The sequence below is a fragment of the Candidatus Krumholzibacteriia bacterium genome (genome assembly GCA_035268685.1).
In the GTDB taxonomy this organism is placed as follows: domain Bacteria; phylum Krumholzibacteriota; class Krumholzibacteriia; order JAJRXK01; family JAJRXK01; genus JAJRXK01.
The window spans coordinates 29,314-49,287 of record DATFKK010000078.1 but is presented as its reverse complement, the minus strand read 5'-3'; the positions used below and the strand labels follow the sequence as shown (position 1 = coordinate 49,287).

Here is a 19,974-nt window from a genome sequence, read left to right as displayed (position 1 = left end):
GCGTCGCGTGTTTCCCCTGGGGATCGTCGTTGCACAGTGCGTCCGGCGTGTCCGGAGGCGATCCGCTCGCTCCCCGGTGTGGTCCATCGAGGGGCGGAATCGGCCGCGAAACCGGCCCGAAACGCCCGAAAAGACGGTCCGGGTGGGTTGGCTAGTCGGGCCGCGACCGGGTATAATCAAAGCGGTCCACGAACTGGTCACGCCCCGACCTCTTCAGGAACGAGCACCATGCGTACAGTCATCTTCGCCCTGCTCACGGCAGGGCTCGTGTTCCAGCACACTCCCGCATCGGCACAGCGGTCCGACGACTTCAGTGCCGCGGAGCTGGACGACGGATTGTGGACCGTGGTCGATCCCATCGGTGGTGGCAGCGTCGACCAGGTCGACGGCCAGCTCATCCTGTCGGTGCCCGCGGGGGCGCCGCGCGATCTCTGGAGCGACGGCAACGGGGCCCTGCGCCTGGTGCAGCGCATCGACGATTCCGATTTCGAACTCGAGACGAAGTTCGAATCGGTCCCCAGCGAGGCCGGCCAGACCCAGGGCATCTTCGTGCAGGCCGGCCCCGACGACTACCTCCGATTCGACTACTACCACGATGGATCGGATCTGCGGATCGTGGCGGCGAGCATCGACGCCTTCGCGTCGACTGCGCGCGGCAACGCGACGATCCGAACGACGAGTCCGGAACTGTGGCTGCGGATGCGTCGGGCCGGCGACCGGTGGGAGCTCTCCCATTCGCAGAACGGCTCGGACTGGACCCCGGCCTTCGAGTTCCGGTATCGGATTCCGGTGGAGCACGGCGGCGTGTACGTGGCCAACGCCGATCCCGGCCCCGCCTTCGTCGGCATCGTCGACTACTTCTTCGACACCACGGCGCCGATCGTCCCCGAGGACGGCAGCCTGCTCAACGACCCTCCGGTCGCAACGGTGACCGTTCCGGTCGACGGCTCGCAGATCACGACCGGCGACCCGGTCGTCCTCGCCGCCGACGCGTCGGACTCCGACGGCACGGTGAGCTCGGTGGACTTCCTCGTCGACGGATCCTTGGTCGGGACCGATACCGCGTCCCCCTGGGAGACCACGTGGACGCCCGCGGCTCCCGCCACCTACGAGATCACCGCGCGGGCCGTCGACGACGCCGGGGACTCCACCACGAGCGCCCCGGTCACGGTGACGGCCGTCGACCCTCCCGGCGGCCTGCTCGTGTCCGACGATTTCAGCGCGGCAGTCCTGGACTCCGCCGTGTGGACCGTGGTCGACCCCCTGGGTGACGGCTCTGCCGTCCAGACCGGCGGGCGTCTGCGTCTGACGGTTCCGGGGGGGAGCGCCCACGACCTCTGGTTGAGCGGCAACGAAGCCCTCCGCGCCGTGCAGCCGGTACCGGATCCCACGGCCGACTTCCAGGTCGAGGCGAAGTTCGAATCGGTGCCGACGATGGCCTACCAGGTCCAGGGAATCCTGGCCGAGGAGTCGCCGGGCAACTACCTCCGCTTCGACACCTACCACAACGGAGTCAACCTGCGGCTCTTCCTGGCGCACATGCGGAACGACCTGCCCACGGTCCTGCAGAACATCGTGCTGCCCGCGGGACTGGACACCGTGTGGCTGCGACTGACCCGAACAGGCCCGGACTACACCTTCGAGTACTCGGTCGACGGCCAGTCCTTCACGGCTGTCGGGACCTATCCGGTGGCGGTCGAACCCGCGCTGGCCGGCGTGTACGCGGGCAACGCGGGCAGCAATGCCCCCGAGTACACGGCAGCCGTCGACTACTTCTTCGACACCGCTACCCCCATCGACCCCGAGGACGGCGACCTGCAGGTCGACACCACGCCTCCGGTCATCAGCGGGGAGACGGCCACACCGACCAGTGACGCCGTGGCCTTCTCGTGGTCGACCGACGAGCCGACCACCGGCGAGGTCGCCTACGGCCGGACGAGCGGCCTCGAGCTGGGAACGCTGTCGAGTCCGCTGTTGAGACTCGACCACGCGGTCGACTTCGTCGGTCTGCAGCCCGACACGGAGTACTTCTGGCAGATCACCGCGACCGACGAGCCCGGCAACGTTGCGCAGTCGCCGGTCTCGTCGTTCACGACGCCACCGCTGGACAGCCTGCCCGCCGTCCTGGTGTCCGACGACTTCAGCAGCGCCGGGCTCGACACGACACTGTGGACCGTGGTCGATCCGCTCGGCGACGGTACCGTCACGCAGAGCGGCGGACTCCTCGAGCTGTCGGTGCCCGGAGGCGTCGAACACGATCTGTGGGTGAACGGCAACGAGTCGCTGCGGGTGGTGCAACCGGTCACGGGGAACTCGTTCGAGGTCGAGACGAAGTTCGAGTCGATTCCCACCGAGGCCTTCCAGATCCAGGGAATCCTCCTGGAACAGGCCACGGGAACCTACTTGCGCTTCGACGCCTACAGCGACGGCACCGAAGTCCGTTTGTACGCGGCGAGCTTCGCCGACGACGTCCCGAGCGTGTTGCTCGACACTCCGGTCAGCGGCGTGACCGACACGATCTGGCTCCGGATCCGCCGCGTGGACGCATCCCATACACTGAGCTACTCGGTCGACGGCACGACCTTCGTCTCGGTGGGCACCTTCGATCTGTCCGTGACGCCGACTCTCGCCGGAGTCTATGCGGCGAACTCCGGACCGGGCGCACCGGCCCACACGGCCGTGGTCGACTACTTCTTCGACACGGCCGCCCCGATCGACCCGGAAGACGACGGTATCTTCCAGGACACCACGCCGCCGGTGATCACCGATTTCGCCGTCGTCACCGACAGCACCGCGGCCGACGTCTCGTGGTCGACCGACGAAGCGACGACCGGGGAGGTGGCCTACGGCCTCACGTCCACGCTGGAACTGGGCAGCGTCGTCAGTCCGACCCTGCAGACCGGCCACGCCGTGCAATTGAGCGATCTCCTGCCCGACACCACCTACTTCTGGCAGATCACCGCGACCGACGAGGCCGGCAACGGGAAGCAGACGCCCGTCGGGCAGTTCTTCACGGCACCCGGAGACACGATCACCCCGTCTCCGCTCGTGTCCGACGACTTCAGCGATGGCGCGTTGGACACCGACCTCTGGACGACGATCGACCCCCTCGGTGACGGAACCGTGGTCCAGGCATCTGGACGCCTCGAGCTGTCGATCCCTGGCGGAGTCGCACACGACCTGTGGACGAACGGCAACGAGTCGCTACGCGTGGTGCAGTCCGCGTCGGACACGGACTTCGAGATCGAAGTGAAGTTCGAGTCCCTCCCCACCGACGCCTTCCAGATCCAGGGGATCCTGGTCGAGGAATCGCCCGGAAACTACATCCGCTTCGACAACTACAGTGACGGGTCGGAGCTCCGCGTGCTCGCCGCCACCTTCGACGCGGACACGCCGGACATTCGTGGCGACACCGCAGTGGTCGGAGGCACCGGAGTGATCTGGTTGCGCCTGCGTCGGCAGGGTACGGACTGGGAGTGCCTGCAGTCGGCCGACGGAGAGATCTGGAACTCGTTGTTCAGCTTCAGCAGCAGCCTGACTCCGAGCCTGGCGGGGGTCTACGTCGCGAACGCCGGCACGAGTCCGCCTGCCTACGAAACCGTCGTCGACTACTTCTTCGACACCGCCGCCCCGATCGTCCCCGAGGACGAGAACGTGGTCGACACCGTCGCCCCGCAGATCGGCGACGTCCAGATCGCGACCGATCCGACCGCCGGCACGGCCACGGTCACCTGCGTGACCGACGAGCCGTCGACGGCAGTCATCGATTACGGACCGGACCCGAGCTACGGCCAGCAGTTGGCGTCGCCCACCGTGAGCACCGAGCACACCTTCGAGATCACGGGACTCGGTGGCGCGGGTACCGTCTACAACTTCAGCATCACGGCCACCGACACCCTCGGCAACTCCGGCTCCACTCCGGACGACACCTTCCAGATGGCGCCGCCCGATGCTCCTTCGCTCGTCGTATGGCACGGCCTCGACCAGCGTGTGGGGCACCTCGGCCCTGCCCAGCCCGACTTCAACGTCATGGGCAACGTGAGTCCGATCGACGACCTCGTTTCGCTCACCTACAGCCTGAACAGTGCGCCACCCGATACGCTCAATTGGGGAGCCGGGGCCGACGGGTTCGGCGACAGCCGGCGCCTGGCCGCCACCGGCGACTTCAACGCCGACATCGCGATCAGCCGTCTCCAATCCGGTCCGAACACGGTCGAGTTGCGCGCCGAGAACGATCTGGGGAACGTGACCACGGTGACGGTGAACGTGGACCTCCAGACGGGCTCGTCACCGCTGCCCTACTCGGTGGACTGGGGCGGCGTGACCGATCCCCAGGACGTCGGGCAGTACGTCGACGGCCAGTGGTTCCAGGACGGAATCGGCCTGCGGACCCAGCGCGTCGGCTATGATCGGATCTTCCTCATCGGCGAGGAGTCGTGGCAGGACTACGAGATTCTCACCCCCATCACCCTGCACTCGGTCGAAGACGGTTCGTCCGTGTCGGGTCCCTCGGGGTTGGGATTCCTCATGCGATTCACGGGCCACGTCGTGGGCGGGCACCGCAACTGGCCGGACGCCCAGCCCAAGTGGGGATACCAGCCCTTCGGCGCCATCGGCTGGCTCCGCTGGGAGGACGGTCCCACCCAACGACCCACCCTGCAGTTCTATCGTGGGGACAGGGACCAGATGATCGATCACGGGCTCGCCAGGGAAACGGGCGAGGAAGAGATCCTCGAGTTCGGATCTCCGCTGGCCCCGACCCTCGACTTCGGACAGATGGCCGTCGAGCCCGGCCAGACCAGCTGGATGCGAATGCGCTGCGAAACGCTGCCCGACGCTCCGGACGGTGACGGCGTGACCGTCTACAGCTTCAAGATCTGGGCCGAGGGCGAGACCGAGCCGGTCGACTGGAGCTGGGAAGTGGTCCAGACCAGCGAGTTCGCGCTGCGGGCCGGGGGTGTCGGTCTGTTGGCCCACAACGTCGACGCCACCTTCGGTGACGTCGTCGTCACCCCGCTGGCTCCCGCAGCGACGCTGGCGGGCGACGTCGATCGCAACGGTGACCTCGAGATCGCCGACGCAGCCCTGGTGCTGGACCAGCTGGTCGGCGCGGCTTCGCTCGGGGGCGTGCCGAGCGCACTCGGCGACCTGAACGGGTCCGGAGAGCTCGATGCCCAGGATGCCGCGTTGATCAGCGAGCTGGCCGTCACGGGCCGGATCGACCGGTCCGATCCCCGCTTCGAACGCTCGGCCCCATCGTCCGCGAGCTGGAAGGCCAGCCCCGGACCGGACGGCCGTCTCGATCTGAGTCTGGACATCGAGGACATCGCGGGCGAGGGGCTCCGATCGCTCGTGCTGCAACTCGAAGCGCCAGGGCTGGCTCGGATCGTCCGCGACGTGACCGTGACCACGGGCACTGCAGGCGTGTCGCGCTGGCACGCCGAGGGCGATCAGGTCCGGGTGGCGCTGGCCGCACCCGCTGTTGCCGATGGAGCCAGGCCGGTGACACTCAGTCTCGACACCCGGGATCTGACCGAGGCCGTGATGCTGGAGGGCGAACTCGCGGTGGACGGTGGATCGAGTACCGTGCTCCCCGAGCAGGCCCTGACCGTGGTTCCCGTGCGCTTCGCACTCGACCAGAACTGGCCGAACCCCTTCAACCCGTCGACGACGATCGCCTTCGACCTGCCCCGAGACAGCCGGGTGCGGCTGGTGATCTACGACCTGCGCGGACGCGAGGTACGCCGGCTGGTCGATGGCGAACTACCCTTCGGGTCGCATACGGTGACCTGGCCGGGCACCGATGACACCGGCCGTCGGGTCGCCAGTGGAGTGTACCTGTTCCGTCTCGATGCGCCCGGCTTCACCGATGTACGCAAGATGACCCTCGTGAAGTAGTCTGCGGACTTTCGGTCCGAGTAGAGAGGCCCAGCCATCGGACGATGGTTGGGCCTTTCGGTTGCGTGGGGGGCGTGTCAGCTATCCGCCCGATCCGTCGCCCGGAGCGCCCGCATCACCGGTATCGTCCTCGATCAACCCCAACTCACGCGCCCGACGCTTCCATCGCAGCTGGGCCAGGGCCCGCATGTCCTCGACCGAGTCGAGTTCGTCGACGATCTCCAGCCCGAGAAAGGTCTCGACCACGTCCTCCATGGTGACCAGTCCGGCCAGGCCGCCGTGCTCGTCGATCACCTGGGCGACCACCTCGCTCCCGGCGAGGAGCTGCTCGAACAGATCGACCAGTGGAAGGGACTCGGGCACGACCAGGATCGAGCGTCGCATCGAGCGCAGGGTACGCTGATCCTCGCCGTGGAACTTGGCGATGAGCAGCTCGTCCTTGCGGACGTAGCCCGTGATGTCCTCACGGTGGTCCGCGTGCACGGGAATCCGCGAGAATCGCAACTGGGCCGCGTCGATCGCGACCTCGCCCACCGTCCTGGACTCGGGAAGAGTGCTCACCACCACCCGGGGCGTCATCACGTCCCGCGCTCGCAGGGGGGCTGCCCGCATCAGGCTCTGCAGGATGTGCGACTCGCTGGCCTCGAACACGCCTTCACGCCAGCCGCTCTCGGCCAACGCGGCCAGTTCCTCTCGACTCACGGCGGTCACGGACCGATCTCGAGAGAGCAGACGGGTGATTCCCTGGGACATCCAGACCAGCGGAGCCATCGACACCACGAGCGCCCGCAGCGTGTAGGCCACCGAGGGAGCGAGGGCGCGCCAGTAGGTGGCCCCCAGGGTCTTGGGCACGATCTCCGACAGCACCAGGATCAGCAACGTGAGCACGGCCGAGATCACGCCCACCCACGCCTCTCCGAACACACGCACCGCCTGCGCACCGGCTCCGGTCGCGCCGACGGTGTGGGCGATCGTGTTCAGCGACAGGATCGCCGACAAGGGGCGGTCGATGTCGTTCTTGTACGACTCGAGCATACGCCCCACGCGCGGCCTCTGCTTGCGCAGCAACGAGATGTACGACGGCGTCAGGCTGAGCAGCACGGCCTCGAGGATCGAACACAGGAAGGACACCGCGAGCGCGAGCGCGACATAGACGACGAGTAGGGTCATCGGATCCCCGGGGAAACGGTCGACGTTCCGACACCTCCCAACGTTAGCGCGCCCTCCCCCGCGCGTCGAGCAGGTGTCAGTCGACCCCCAGGGCTTCGACCGGGTCGAGGCGCGCGGCCCGCCGGGCGGGGAGGATCCCGCTGAGCAGTCCCACCGAGATCGACACCACCAGGGCGAGCACCACGAACACCACGGGCGTGTGCATGGGCAGTCCGGCCAGGTCCAGCAGTGCGGCGATCCCCAGTCCGGAGACCAGACCCAGGACACCGCCACTGGTCGACAGGATGGCGGCTTCGGCCAGGAAGAGACCCAGGATCTGACGCGGTGTGGCTCCGAGGGCCTTGGCCAGACCGATCTCGGCGGTGCGCTCGTTCACCGAGATCCACATCATGGTCAGGATGCCGATCGATCCCACGAGCAGACTGATTCCTGCGATCGCGCCCACGGCCAGGCCGACGATGTCCATGATGCGGTCCAGGCTCTCGAGCATGCTGGTCTGCGAGGTCACGGTGAAGTCCTTCTCGCCACCGTGCCGTTCGGTCAGGATACGCGTGACTTCGCCCTGCACACGATCCTCGAGATCGACGCTGTGGAGCAACAGGTCGATCTCCTGCAATTCATCGCCCCGGAACATCGATTGCGCGCGGGACACGGGCACGTAGACGGCGTCGTCGATGTCGATGCCCACGAACTCGCCCTTGCTCTCGAGGATTCCGATCACCCGGAAGCGCCGGCCGGCCACGCGGACGAACTCGCCGAGCGCGTTGTCGGCGCCGAAGAGCTCTCGCTTCGAGGTGGGACCGAGTACACAGACCGGTGGCGCTCGGCGCATTCCCGTGTCGGGAAGAAAGCGGCCCACGCGGACGTCCATCTTCCAGACCTCGGGCACGGCGTGGTTCACGCCGTACACGAACACGTTCCGCGACAGGCGGCCGCGCTCGATGGCGGCGGTTCCCATGGCCACGGGAACGACGGCGGCCACTCCGCGGATACGCTGCAGTGCTTCGGCGTCGTCCACCGTCAACGGATGCACCGTCACTCCGACCGCACCGGCCAGGCCCGAGGTCTCGACGCTGCCGGGATTGATCGCGACGAGATTCGTGCCGAACTGGGTGAATTCCTTCACGAGAAAGGTCCGCAGACCCTCGCCGACACTGGTGAGCAGGATCACCGACCCGATTCCGATCGTGATGCCCAGCATGGTGAGCAACGACCGTTGCCGGTGCATGCGGACCGCGCGGGCGGCGTGGAGGAATCCGTCTTCGAGGATCATCCGCGGTGCCTCGTCAGTGCGTCGACGGGATCCAGACGCATGGCCCGCCGCGCGGGAACCAGCCCGAAGACCACGCCCACCGTGGCCGAGACGATCAGGGCGGCGACCACGGCCCAGACCGGAGGTTGGACGGGGTAACCCTCCACGCCGAGGCGCAGGACGGTGGCCGCGGCGAGCCCCACACCCAGGCCGAGCAGTCCGCCGCTCCCGGAGATCACCGCCGCCTCGAGCAGGAACACGGTGAGCACCTGGCGCCGGGTCGCACCCAGGGCCTTGAGCAGACCGATCTCACGGGTGCGCTCGCTGACGGCCACGAGCATCACGTTCATGATCCCGATGCCGGCCACCGTGAGCGAGATCGCCGCGATGGCCCCCAGGGCGATCGTGAGCGCACCCAGGATGCGATCGAAGGTCGACAGGACCGCGTCCTGCGTGATCGCCGTGACGTCTTCGGTGCCGTGGCGCTCGGCGAGCAGGGCCAGGGCGTCTTCCTGCACCCGTTCCACGCCACCGGCACTTCGAGCCTCGACGACCACACGGAACAGGCTCGACTGGTCGAAGAGGTGCATGGCGGTCTCGACCGGAACGTGCACCACCTCGTCGAGGTCCATGCCCAGGGATTGGCCCCGCGGGGCCATCAGGCCCACCACACGCAGGCGCATACCTCCCACACGGATGCTCTCGCCGAGCGGATTGCGGTTCACGAAGAGTTCGCGCGCCACGGTCGCACCGAGCACACAGATCGGCCCCCGAGTGGTCTCGCTCGGCAGATAGCGGCCCACGCGGACCTCGAGCTGACGGACGTCGAGCATGGGACGGCTGGTCCCGAGAACCGTGATGTCACGCCCGCGTTCACGGAACTCGGCCCGCGCGGTTCCGACCACGACCGGCGCCACGCTCCGGACTCCGCGCACGCGTCGTTGCACGGCCGCGGCATCGTCGAGCGTGAGGTCGTGTTCCGCGGTGCTCACCAGGGGCCCCAGTCCTTCGGTCTCGGTCTTGCCCGGGACGAGGATCACGAGGTTCGAGCCCAGCGAGGCGAACTCGCCCACCACGTAGCGACGCGCACCCTCTCCCAGACTCGTCAGGATCACCACTGCGGCCACACCGATGGTCACGCCCAACAGCGTGAGCAGCGTACGAAGACGATGGCCGCGCAGCCCGCCCCCGGCGTACCCGGCGAGGTCGCGCAACCTCACGACCGCACCTCCCGGTCGTCGTCGCGGATCCTGCCGTCGACGATCCGCACCCGCCGCGATGCCCGGCCGGCGATCTCCGGATCGTGCGAGACCACGACGAGCGTCATCCCCTCGTCGTTCGACGACTCCAACAAACGGACGATCTCGGCCCCGGAATGCGTGTCGAGATTGCCGGTGGGCTCGTCCGCCAGGATCACCCGGGGACGGGTGACCAGCGCCCGGGCGATCGCCACCCGTTGCCGCTGTCCTCCGGACAACTGGGCGGGACGGTGATGCGCACGATCCTGCAGGTCGACCGACGCGAGTGCTTCGTCGGCGCGTCGGCGTCGCTCGCTCGGCTCGACGCCGGCGAAGAGCAGCGGCAGCTCCACGTTCCCCCGCCCGTCCAGGCGGGGGACCAGGTGGAAGGTCTGGAACACGAAGCCGATGGTCTCGCGCCGGAGTCGTGCCAGTTCGGTCTCGTCGAGATCGGCGACCCGGCGGCCGTCGAGGCGGTACTGGCCGGCGGTCGGACGATCCAGGCACCCGATCACGTTCAGGAGGGTGCTCTTGCCGGATCCCGACGGTCCCATGATCGACACGTACTCACCGGCCTCGATGTGCAGGTCGACCCCGTCGAGCGCGTGGACCCTCTGATCGCCCACCACGAAGACCCGCTCGATGCCGTCGAGCTCGATCACGGCGACGCGTCCGGCGTGTTCCGTACCGTCACCCGTGCTCCGGCCACCACCTCCGGACGGTCGAGTGAGGTGACCACCCGGTCGCCCTCCTGCAGGCCGTCGACCACCTCGACGTACTCCCAGTTCCGGAGACCGATCTCGAGATCGTGCGAGACCAGACGGCCGTCTTCGACCACGAGGGCGCGATCGCCCTCCACGAGGGCGTAGGTCGGGATCCGCAACACGTCGTCGTGGGCGGTCAGGATGATCTCGAGGTCCGCCGACAGACCGGGGAGAAGATTGGTGGGGAGGTCCTGTTCGAGGAACTCCGCCTCCACGCGCAGTGTCCGGCTCTCCTCGCGATCGGTGCGCACCGAGCTGGCCACGTAGGTGATCCGGCCGGAGAAGGACCGATCGCGATAGGCATCGAGCGTGATCCGACAGGGCTGGCCGAAGCGGACCTCGGCCACGTCGGCCTCGTCGATGGGCGCGCTGACGAACAGGGAGTCGGGCGCGATCACGTCGATCACCGCGGGGATCATGACGCCCGGTGGCGACGGGCTGATCCATTCGCCGACCTCGGTGGTGACGTCGAGGACCACGCCGTCGAACGGAGCGCGCATGACGGTCTTCGCCAGTGTCGCCTGCGAGGACTCGAGCGAGGCCTCTTCGCGTCGGGCGCGTGCGCGTGCGGCCTCGCACTCGATGGTCGCGATGCCGGCCCGCGTCTGGGCGTCCTCGAGTTCCTGATCCGACGCGAGGTCGCGGGCGAAGAGATCGCGCGTGCGTCGGAGGTCGCGCCCGGCCTGCTCGGCCGAGAGACAGGCCTCTTCGGCCGAGGCCCGAGCGGCTTCCAGGGCGCTCTCGGCCAACAGGACGTTCGCGCGGTGTTCGGCGTCGTCCAGACGCAGCAGGGGCTGGCGTGCCTCGACACGACCGCCCTTCTCGACCGGAATCGCCGCGACCAGACCCGAGATCCCGGGGCTCATCCCCGCCCGCAGCCGGCTCTCGACCGTTCCGGCCCGTGAATTGACGACCGTCGACTCGACCCGACCCCTCTCGGACTCGAACACCTCGACCTCGATCGGATCGTCCCGGAACACGGTGGAACGCAGGGCGATCACCGCGACCACGATCGCGGCCACCACTGCGAGCCGCTGCAGCCAACGCCTGGTACGAGCCGAAGTCATCGCGCCCCTTCCCGCAGTGGGACGAATTCGTCCCCGGAAGGATCCGCCCGCCCGCGCTCGGGGAGGAAGGGTGAAGGTGTGACCGTCGGGGTCGGGCGATCCCGGGATCGACCCCGGCCGGTACGCGCGCACCACCACTCCTGGCTTCCGGGCAACCCTCTTGACGTCGCGTACCGCCGCGCGCCATGCTGCGCCGGCTCCTCCCGCTCACCGACGCTTCCATCGACGAACGCATGACGATCGAACCCGACGTCTCCGCCAACGCCCGGACCGTCCTCGCCAACGTCTTCGGCTACTCGGACTTCCGGAATTCACAGGCCGAGACCATCGCCCACCTCGAACACGGCGGCAGCGCCCTGCTGGTCATGCCCACCGGCGGCGGCAAGTCCCTGTGCTACCAGATCCCCGCGATCACCAGACCCGGCACCGGACTGGTGATCTCGCCCCTCATCGCCTTGATGCAGGATCAGGTCGACGCTCTGGAGCAGGCGGGGGTTCCTGCGGCCTTCCTCAACTCGTCGCAGTCCTGGGCGGAGCAGAACGAGGTCCTCGCGCGGCTGCGGGCCGGAGCGCTCGATCTGCTGTACGTGGCGCCCGAACGTGCGGTCACCGCGCGCTTCCTGGGAGTGGCGGACCAGACCGAGTGGTCGCTGTTGGCGATCGACGAGGCGCACTGCATCAGCCAGTGGGGTCACGAGTTCCGCCCCGAGTACCGGGAACTGTCCGTACTGCGCGAACGGTGGCCCGACGTTCCGTGCCTGGCCGCCACCGCCACTGCCGACGCCCCGACACGCCGCGACGTCGCCGCACAACTCGGCCTCGATTCGTCCGACGTCTTCGTCACCGGCTTCGACCGGCCCAACCTGGAATACGGGGTCACGCCGAAGATCGATGCCCGCCGGCAGCTGACCACCTGGCTCACGACGCGTCACCGCGGCGACGCCGGAATCGTGTACTGCGGAACCCGCAAGAAGTGCGAACAGGTCGCGGACTGGTTGCGGCAGGAGGGAGTCGACGCGCATGCCTACCACGCCGGCATGGAATCCGCCGATCGCGCGGCGGTCCAGCGGCGCTTCCTGCGCGAGGACGGCGTGGTCGTGGTGGCGACCATCGCCTTCGGCATGGGGATCGACAAGCCCGACGTCCGCTTCGTCGTGCATCTCGACGTTCCACGTTCCCTCGAGGCCTATTACCAGGAGAGTGGTCGAGCCGGCCGCGACGGAGCTCCCTCCGACTGCTGGATGCTGTTCGGCTGGCAGGACGTGGTTCGTGCCTCACAGATGATCGGATCGGTCGCCGACGACGCGGGAACTCCCGTCCAGCATCGTCTCACCGAACGGCGTAAACTCGAGCAGCTCGTGGGCTGGGCCGAGAGCCCCGACTGTCGGCGCTCCGGCCTCCTGCGCTACTTCGACGACGCGACCACCGACGTGTCGCCCCGGGAACGTTGCTGCGACAACTGCCAGTCGCCGCCCGAGACCCGCGACGCGACCGAAGCCGCGCAGAAACTGTTGAGCTGTGTGCGCCGCGTCGGTGAATCCTTCGGCGTGGTCCACGTGATCGACGTCCTGCTCGGACGCAGCACCGAGAAGGTGGAGCGCTTCGGCCATGACCGTCTGAGCACGTTCGGGATCGGACCCGAGAACGACTCCCATGGATGGAGGTCCGTCGCCCGTCAGCTCGTGGCAGCCGGGTTGCTGCGGGTGGACGTCGACGGCAAGGGCGTCCTCGAACTCACCCACAGCAGCTGGGAGGTCCTGCGCGGTGAACGGAGGGTCGAGTTGAAGGTCGAGCACACGACTCCTGGTGCGGCCAGGAAGACCCGACGCACTTCGAAACCGGCCGCGGCCGTCGAACTCGAGGGCACCGACCACGAACTGTTCGAACACCTGCGGGCGCTACGACAACGCATCGCCCATGAACAGGACGTCCCCGCCTACGTGATCTTCCACGATCGCACGCTCGCCGAGATGGCCCGGCACCGCCCCGCCGACCTCGACGAACTGGGGACCCTGCACGGTGTGGGTGCGAAGAAGCTCGAACGCTACGGCGATCAGTTCCTCCGCGCCCTGGGCGGCGAGAGCTGAGCCTCACGTGTCGCCCGGCCAGGTCGGACGGCCGCGAGCACCGAAGCTACTGTCGGCATCGAAATGATCGAAGGGCATCAGGCGCCGACCGGCTCGACTGTGCTTCAATGGGAACGGATCCCGGCAGAGTCCCCCGAGCTGGGAGCGAAGCCATGGACGAGATCCGTGAACACAGGATCGGAACGGTCTCGCACTGGTACTCACACCTGGGCGTCGCCGCGATCGACCTGACCGACGGCGATCTGCACGTGGGCGATCAGGTCCACATCATCGGCCACACGACCGATCTGATGCAGCCGATCCACTCGATGCAGATCGACCATCATCCGGTGCACGAGGCCCACCCTGGCGAGAGCGTGGGTGTGAAGGTGGGCGATCACGTGCGTGAGCACGACGAGGTGTACATCGTCGACGAGGGCTGAGCCCTGCTCGGCGTATCGTGAAGCCCGACGCGCGCAGCGTGCCGTGCCGTGTCCACGAGGACCGCGAGGTCCGTGAGCCGGGCCCCGGGGAAGGGGGCCCCTGCGGCCGCCGCGGAAACAGGATACACTACGCGGCAACCGCAGAGAGCCGTGCCCCGAGGCCCCGACGACGATTCGAAGCATGCCCGTCCCCGCGATCCATTGCACCCTCGCCGTCGCGCTGCTCTGCCTCCTTCTGTGCCCGGAGGTCAGCCCGGCCGAGACATCCGCGGACGCCGATCCCGGCCGCTCGCTCACGATCGTCCCCTTCCCCTTCCTGTTCTACCAGGACGAGACGGAACTCGGTGGCGGAGCCTCCCTGAGCTTCATCACCCGGCGGCAGGTCGAGGGCGCACGCAGCGAGAATTCAGGGCTGCTCTTCCTCTACACCGCGCGCGACCAGTACTCGATCGCCGCGGAGTTCGAGCGTTACTTCGACCGGGAACGCTGGCACCTCGAGGCCATGGTCGGCTTCCAGGAATTCCCGGCCGACTTCTTCGGCTTCGGCAACGACACGCCCGCGGACGGCTCCGAGGTCTACACACCGCGCGGGTTCGAGGCCGCGGCCCTGCTGGAATACGAGTTCGGCGGGCGGTGGCGGACCGGGCCGCGGCTCTACGCCCGGACCCAGGAGATGGTCCGCAGAGACGACGACGGACGCCTGGAGAGCCTGCGGCCGACGGGGTGGGACGGCACCGACCTCGTGCAGATCGGCTGGTCGTTGATCCACGACGGCCGCGATCACGTGTTCTATCCCCGATCGGGTTGGTGGCTGCAGGCCGCCACCGATCTCAGCGCGTCCGCCCTGGGCAGCGGCACCGACCACACGGCCCACCAGCTCGATCTGCGAGCGTTCCGGACGATCGGCAAGGGCTGGCCGGGTGATCCGGTGCTGGCCACGCGGCTCACCTTCCGCCACACCGCGGGCGACGTGCCCTTCGACCGCCTGCCCTCGTTGGGCGGCGCGAACCTGCTGCGCGGGTACTTCGGCGGCCGCTTCCGCGACCGCACGCTGTACACCCTGCAGGCAGAGGTGCGCACCGGTCACTGGAAGCGGCTCGGGACGGCGGTGTTCACCGGGGTCGGACGGGTCGCGAACGGACTCGACGCGCTGTCGCTGGACGATCTGCACGCCGTCTACGGCATTGGCGCACGTCTGCAGTTGAGCAGCGAAGAGAACCTACACGTCCGCGCCGACCTGGGCTTCTCGGACCAGGGAGGCACCGGATTCTACCTGGCCTTCCTCGAGGCGTTCTGACCGCGGCGGATCGAAGCGGTAGCCACCCACCACGCCCTCGGGCGACAGCACCATCTGCCACAGCTGGATCGCCCGCGACCGGAACGCACCGGCGCACGACAGCAAGTAGAACCTCCACATGCGATGGAAACGCTCGTCGTAGCGATCCCGCAACGCGGGCCACGCGCGCTCGAAGTTCTCGTGCCAGGCCATCAGGGTGCGATCGTAGTGCGGCCCGAAGTTCTCCCAGTGCTCGAGCACCATGCGATCGCCGAAGGCGTCACCCACTCTCTTGGCCGAGGGCAGGATCGAGTTCGGAAAGATGTAGCGTTCGATCCAGGGGTCGGGCTCGGGCTCGGCCTCGGACGCCCCGATGGTCTGCAACACGAACAGGCCTTCGTCGCGCAGACAACGCTGCACCACGTCGAAGTAGGTGCGGTAGTTGCGCTGGCCGACGTGCTCGATCATGCCCAGCGACACGACCCGATCGAAGGTGTCGTGCACGTCGCGGTAGTCGCACAGGCGGATCTCGACGGGCAGGTCACGGCACAGCTCCTGGGCGTGGCGCTGCTGCTCGCCGGACACGGTCACGCCCACGACGTGCACTCCATGGTTCTCGGCCAGGTACTTCGCGGTTCCTCCCCAGCCGCAGCCGATGTCGAGGACGCGCTGCCCGGGCCGCAGCTTCAGCTTGCGGGCGACGCGCTCGAGCTTGCGCTCCTGGGCCGTGTCGAGATCGGTCGCGCCGTCCCACACCCCTCCGGTGTAGATCATCCGCCGATCGAGCATGGCCTCGTACAGGTCGTTGCCCAGGTCGTAGTGGCGTTCCCCGATCTCGAAGGCCCGGGCGCGCGACTGCAGGTTCAGGACCTTCGCCTTCAGCAGGTTCCACAGGGGAGGGCGCGCGCGGACGGCGCGGTCGAGACGCGCGCGCTTCAGGCGCTCGACGAACTGGTCGAGCCGTTCGCAGTCCCACCAGCCGTCCATGTAGGACTCTCCGAAGCCGAGCGAGCCCTGCGACAGGACGCGGGCGAAGAACCGCTGGTCATGGATGGCCGGATCCCACGGTCGGGTTCCGTCGAGTTCGACCCCGGCCCGGTCGAGAAGACTCTGCACCTGCTTGCGAAGACCCTGGCTTCCCATGACTGTCCTCCTGCTCCGGGGCTCGTCGAGAACTCTTCCGACAACGTTCGGTGAGCCAGCGGCCTGCTTGCATCGGGGATGCTTCTGGCGCTCTCTGGGGGCTTTCCCGACCGGTCGCGGGCATGTTCTCGAGTGCCTCGATCATCCGGTCCATGGGCCGCCGGACCCGGCGCCCAGGCGACCCATCTTTCCCGGGAGGAGCAGACGAGGACCGCGGCTGCCGGGCGTGGGCGAGCAACACGGTCACGGTGCACCCGGAGAGCCCTGCCCTCAGAAATGCACCGAGACCATGGTCATGGGCAGGAAGAGCAGTGTGTCGCCCGCGTCGAGCAGCGGGCGGAGTCCGGTGAGCGATGCACTGATCCGCTCGCCGTGCCAACGGATTCCCAGATTGACCAGGCCGGCGAAGGCATCGCCGTCGTCTTCGATCGCGTCGCTGCTGTTGCCCCACTCGATCAGGAACTTGGTGCTGTCGCCGAGCCGGACGTCGGCCCCCACCAGGAACACCAGGCCGTCGTCGTCACCGTCCTCGGTGAAGCTGCGGCCCACTGCGATGTTCAGGCTGCGTTCGTCGCCCCCTGCTCCGACCACGCCGCCGGCGAAGCCGAAGGCGTAGTCCTCGATCACGGTCGCGTTCGCGGTGAGCGCGAAGCCGACCGGCGCCTCGGTGCGGGACAGCAGACGCCACTTCGCCCCGCCGCTCAGGCTGAGCAACTCGGTCGAGATGGGGAACAGCGTCCCGACACTGATGTCGAGGTCGTCGGTCACGCCGAAACCGGCGTTCAGGAAGAACAACAGGAAGTTCCGGAAGTACCGATTGCCCTGGCCGATCGTCTCCGGCGTCGGGGTGAAGAAGACCGTGTTGACGTCGGGATCGCGCCCCGGTCGCTGCTCGTCGGTGGCGTCGATCTCGCGCAACGAGCGGATCTCGGTGCGCAGGATCTCGATACGTCCGGCCGACGACGACAACAGGACGATCGCCTCGTCGTCTTCGGCCACCACCCGACCGCGGAGCGTCGATCCATCGGCGAGTTCCACGATCACGATCGGACTCTCGGCGCGCGCCGGGGCATCGGCGACGGCGAAGGCGAGGAGCAACAGGGATGCCATCAGGACGCGCATCGGACTCTCTTCGGCGAGGGGTCATGTCTCCCGTCACCTCCGAGTATGCCACAGGCCCTCCGGCATCCGTACCGGATCGTTCAGCGGACCCCACCGAGCGACACCACGAAGTTCCGCAGGGACTCGCCGGCGAGCAGTAGTCGGCTGCCGTACCACGAAAACATCTCACCGTCGACGAGGCGGATGTCGGCATCGGGCAGCAGGTCGGCGAGTTCCTCGCGGTGCCGTTCGTCGAAGGGAAAGGGCTCGGACGAGAGGAGAACCAGATCGGCCGAGCACGCCCGGATCTCTTCGATCGTCACTTCGGGATATCGTGCACGATCCGGTGATGCGAAGACGTTGTCGAACCCGCAGCGGACGAGGAGATCATGGATGAAGGTGTGCGCACCCACCGCCATGTACGGCCGCCTCCAGATCAGATACGCCACGCGACGGCGTTGGCGCGTCGGAGCGAGAGCGCCGAACCGCACCTCGATCTCGGTGGCCAGGGTTTCGGCCCGCTCCTGGCGGTGCACCAGATCCCCCACCGCGCGGATCATGTCGAGGGCTTCGTCGAGGGTCTCGATGTCACTCATCCACACGGCATGCGACTCGGCGAGGCGCTCGATCCCCTCGACGTAATTCTCCTCCTTGTTCCCGATGATCAGATCCGGATGGAGCTCGTCGATCACGTCGAAGCGGAAGCGCTTGGTGCCTCCCACGACGCGGGCACCGTCCACCTTCTCGCGTGGATGGATGCAGAAGCTCGTGCGTCCGACGACCTCGGCGCTCAGTCCCAGGTCGTACAAGAGCTCCGTCTGCGACGGCACGAGGGACACGATACGCCGCACGCGTTCGGGAACGACGACCTTGCGCCCCATCTGGTCGAGGATCCGTCGGCCTCCGTCGGTGGGTCCCCCGCTCACTGCTGTCCCTCGAACTGCTCGACGGCTTCGAGCGAAGTCGATCCGTACACGACCGAGGGACCGCCTCCCGTCGTGATCGCCAGCCCGATCTCCTGGTAGGCGCCCCTGCCCTCCTGGTCCTCTTCGTAGCTCGCAGGATGGTTCACCTGGGCCATCGTCGTCCCCTTCGTTTTCGACGAACATGGAATCGAACGGGCCGGCCCGGGCCGGCCGTCGACCCAAGGCTGGAGGGCGCGGGGCGAAGTCGCAAGGGGGCCATGTCCGAGGACCTCGGCCGGACTCGCACACGGTCTCGGGGACGTCGAACTCGCCCGCGCCGGGAAAGGGTGAAGACCGATGACGACCACGGCCGTCGACACGACCCGGGTTGCCTGGGAGCGTGCCGACACCTACCCCCGCGGCACCGAACGCAAGGTGCTGCATCGCGGCTCCGACGGACAACCCCGCACCGTGATCCTGAGGCTGCCCGCCGGCTTCGAGATGGATCGTCACTCGCACGTGATCACCGAACATCACTACGTGCTCGACGGCGAGATCGACACCGGCGGCGAACGACTCGCACGCGGTTCCTACCAGTGGATCCCGGCCCATTCCGACCACGGCCCCTTCCGGTCGGAGCGCGGAGCGGAGATCCTGGTGATCTGGACCGACTGACCCGAGCGCACACTCCGAAGGGAGGCGTTTCCATGCAGATCTACGGACCGGTCCCCTCCCGTCGTCTGGGTCGGAGTCTGGGAATCGACCACGTTCCGCCGGGCACCTGCACCTACTCGTGCACGTACTGCCAGGTCGGGCGCACGCGGCACCTCGTGCCCGATCGCCGTGAGTTCCATCCTCCCGCGGCGATCGTCGCCACGGTGGAGGACCGACTCGTGGAGCTGAAGCAACAACACGTCCTCGTCGACACCCTGACCTTCCTCCCCGAAGGCGAGCCGGCCCTCGATGCCGGTCTGGGTGCCGCCATCGAGGGCGTCCACCGCACGGGGCTCCCGGTCGCGGTGATGACCAATGGCTCGTTGATGGATCGGCCGAGCGTGCGCGCCGATCTGGCCGGGGCGAACTGGATCTCGGTGAAAGTCGATGCCGTCGACGAGGCCACCTGGCATCGGATCAACCGTCCCCACGGTTTCCTCGATCTCGCGTCGGTCCTCGAGGGCATCCAGCGCTTCGCCGCGGAGTTCCGGGGCACCCTCGTGACCGAGACCATGCTCGTGGCCGGCGTGAACGACTCGGCCGACCACGCGCATCGGCTGGCCACGTACCTGGGACGCATCCGGACGCGGCGTGCGTACCTGTCGGTGCCCACGCGGCCGCCGGCCGAATCCGGGATCCACGGACCCGATGCGGAGACCCTGACGATCTTCGAGCGCATCGTGCGGGAACAGGTCCGCGACGTGGAGTTGCTCATCGGGTACGAGGGCGACGACTTCGCCACGACGGGGGACCCGGCCGAGGCGATCCTCGCCATCGCCAGCGTGCATCCCATGCGAGAGGGTGCGGTCCGCAGTACGCTGGAGCGACGGGGAGCACCATGGCAGGTGGTCGAGGAACTGGTGGACGAGGGACGGCTCGCCCGTGTGGACCACGAAGGTCACACCTACTACCTTCGCCGTCCGGCCGGCGTGTGAGC

The 19,974-nt window shown here is 68.0% G+C and carries 15 protein-coding genes; 6 read left to right on the top strand and 9 right to left on the bottom strand.

The window, feature by feature from the left end:
• Positions 1–228 precede the first annotated feature (228 nt).
• The gene (locus VKA86_07765) at positions 229–5,898 is read left to right on the top strand and encodes an Ig-like domain-containing protein (GenBank protein ID HKK71099.1); all 5,670 of its coding nucleotides are present in this window, start codon (positions 229–231) and stop codon (positions 5,896–5,898) included.
• Positions 5,899–5,979: 81 nt separating this feature from the next.
• Here the strand turns inward: VKA86_07765 and VKA86_07760 are convergent, their stop codons facing one another.
• From VKA86_07760 to VKA86_07740, 5 genes are all read right to left on the bottom strand, one after another.
• Positions 5,980–7,068: a hemolysin family protein gene (locus VKA86_07760; protein HKK71098.1), complete on the bottom strand. Its 1,089-nt coding sequence runs from the start codon at positions 7,066–7,068 to the stop codon at positions 5,980–5,982.
• A 76-nt stretch (positions 7,069–7,144) separates the two neighbouring features.
• A complete protein-coding gene (locus tag VKA86_07755; GenBank protein ID HKK71097.1) occupies positions 7,145–8,341 on the bottom strand; it encodes an ABC transporter permease in 1,197 nt (398 codons plus the stop codon).
• Positions 8,338–9,540: an ABC transporter permease gene (locus VKA86_07750; protein HKK71096.1), complete on the bottom strand. Its 1,203-nt coding sequence runs from the start codon at positions 9,538–9,540 to the stop codon at positions 8,338–8,340. The genes VKA86_07755 and VKA86_07750 overlap by 4 nt, the downstream gene beginning before the upstream one ends.
• A complete protein-coding gene (locus tag VKA86_07745; protein HKK71095.1) occupies positions 9,537–10,220 on the bottom strand; it encodes an ABC transporter ATP-binding protein in 684 nt (227 codons plus the stop codon). The genes VKA86_07750 and VKA86_07745 overlap by 4 nt, the downstream gene beginning before the upstream one ends.
• Positions 10,217–11,389 (bottom strand): efflux RND transporter periplasmic adaptor subunit, encoded by a 1,173-nt coding sequence (locus VKA86_07740; GenBank protein HKK71094.1) that lies wholly within the window; start codon positions 11,387–11,389, stop codon positions 10,217–10,219. Before VKA86_07740 ends, VKA86_07745 begins: the two co-directional genes overlap by 4 nt.
• Positions 11,390–11,622: 233 nt before the next feature.
• Here VKA86_07740 and recQ point away from each other — a divergent pair, with 233 nt between their 5' ends.
• From recQ to VKA86_07725, 3 genes are all read left to right on the top strand, one after another.
• Entirely contained in the window at positions 11,623–13,476 is a 1,854-nt protein-coding gene (gene recQ, locus VKA86_07735; protein HKK71093.1) for a DNA helicase RecQ, read from the top strand.
• Positions 13,477–13,628: 152 nt separating this feature from the next.
• Positions 13,629–13,898, top strand: coding sequence for a translation elongation factor-like protein (locus tag VKA86_07730; GenBank protein HKK71092.1), 270 nt, complete (start codon positions 13,629–13,631; stop codon positions 13,896–13,898).
• 181 nt (positions 13,899–14,079) lie between these two features.
• Positions 14,080–15,195, top strand: coding sequence for a BamA/TamA family outer membrane protein (locus VKA86_07725; GenBank protein ID HKK71091.1), 1,116 nt, complete (start codon positions 14,080–14,082; stop codon positions 15,193–15,195).
• On the opposite strand, the gene cfa is transcribed toward VKA86_07725, so the two are convergent.
• The 4 genes from cfa to VKA86_07705 form a co-directional block, all read right to left on the bottom strand.
• Positions 15,118–16,317 carry a cyclopropane fatty acyl phospholipid synthase gene (gene cfa, locus VKA86_07720; GenBank protein HKK71090.1) on the bottom strand — a complete coding sequence of 400 codons (1,200 nt, stop codon included), beginning with the start codon at positions 16,315–16,317 and terminating at the stop codon, positions 15,118–15,120. The genes VKA86_07725 and cfa overlap by 78 nt on opposite strands.
• A 270-nt stretch (positions 16,318–16,587) precedes the next feature.
• Positions 16,588–17,439, bottom strand: coding sequence for a hypothetical protein (locus tag VKA86_07715; protein ID HKK71089.1), 852 nt, complete (start codon positions 17,437–17,439; stop codon positions 16,588–16,590).
• Positions 17,440–17,519: 80 nt separating this feature from the next.
• On the bottom strand, positions 17,520–18,344 hold the full coding sequence (locus tag VKA86_07710; GenBank protein HKK71088.1) for a helical backbone metal receptor: 825 nt from the start codon (positions 18,342–18,344) through the stop codon (positions 17,520–17,522).
• On the bottom strand, positions 18,341–18,499 hold the full coding sequence (locus VKA86_07705; GenBank protein HKK71087.1) for a hypothetical protein: 159 nt from the start codon (positions 18,497–18,499) through the stop codon (positions 18,341–18,343). Before VKA86_07705 ends, VKA86_07710 begins: the two co-directional genes overlap by 4 nt.
• 181 nt (positions 18,500–18,680) lie before the next feature.
• Between VKA86_07705 and VKA86_07700 the strand changes: the two genes are divergently transcribed.
• Positions 18,681–18,998 carry a cupin domain-containing protein gene (locus VKA86_07700; GenBank protein HKK71086.1) on the top strand — a complete coding sequence of 106 codons (318 nt, stop codon included), beginning with the start codon at positions 18,681–18,683 and terminating at the stop codon, positions 18,996–18,998.
• A 32-nt stretch (positions 18,999–19,030) separates the two neighbouring features.
• Entirely contained in the window at positions 19,031–19,972 is a 942-nt protein-coding gene (locus tag VKA86_07695; protein ID HKK71085.1) for a radical SAM protein, read from the top strand.
• The last annotated feature ends 2 nt before the right edge of the window (positions 19,973–19,974 follow it).

Coding starts and splice junctions, on each gene's coding strand:
- VKA86_07730 (HKK71092.1), top strand. CDS start 13,629: ATGGACGAGATCCGTGAACACAGGATCGGAACGGTCTCGCACTGGTAC.
- recQ (HKK71093.1), top strand. CDS start 11,623: ATGACGATCGAACCCGACGTCTCCGCCAACGCCCGGACCGTCCTCGCC.
- VKA86_07760 (HKK71098.1), bottom strand. CDS start 7,068: ATGACCCTACTCGTCGTCTATGTCGCGCTCGCGCTCGCGGTGTCCTTC.
- VKA86_07740 (HKK71094.1), bottom strand. CDS start 11,389: ATGACTTCGGCTCGTACCAGGCGTTGGCTGCAGCGGCTCGCAGTGGTG.
- VKA86_07765 (HKK71099.1), top strand. CDS start 229: ATGCGTACAGTCATCTTCGCCCTGCTCACGGCAGGGCTCGTGTTCCAG.
- VKA86_07700 (HKK71086.1), top strand. CDS start 18,681: ATGACGACCACGGCCGTCGACACGACCCGGGTTGCCTGGGAGCGTGCC.
- VKA86_07715 (HKK71089.1), bottom strand. CDS start 17,439: ATGCGCGTCCTGATGGCATCCCTGTTGCTCCTCGCCTTCGCCGTCGCC.
- VKA86_07705 (HKK71087.1), bottom strand. CDS start 18,499: ATGGCCCAGGTGAACCATCCTGCGAGCTACGAAGAGGACCAGGAGGGC.
- VKA86_07755 (HKK71097.1), bottom strand. CDS start 8,341: ATGATCCTCGAAGACGGATTCCTCCACGCCGCCCGCGCGGTCCGCATG.
- cfa (HKK71090.1), bottom strand. CDS start 16,317: ATGGGAAGCCAGGGTCTTCGCAAGCAGGTGCAGAGTCTTCTCGACCGG.
- VKA86_07725 (HKK71091.1), top strand. CDS start 14,080: ATGCCCGTCCCCGCGATCCATTGCACCCTCGCCGTCGCGCTGCTCTGC.
- VKA86_07695 (HKK71085.1), top strand. CDS start 19,031: ATGCAGATCTACGGACCGGTCCCCTCCCGTCGTCTGGGTCGGAGTCTG.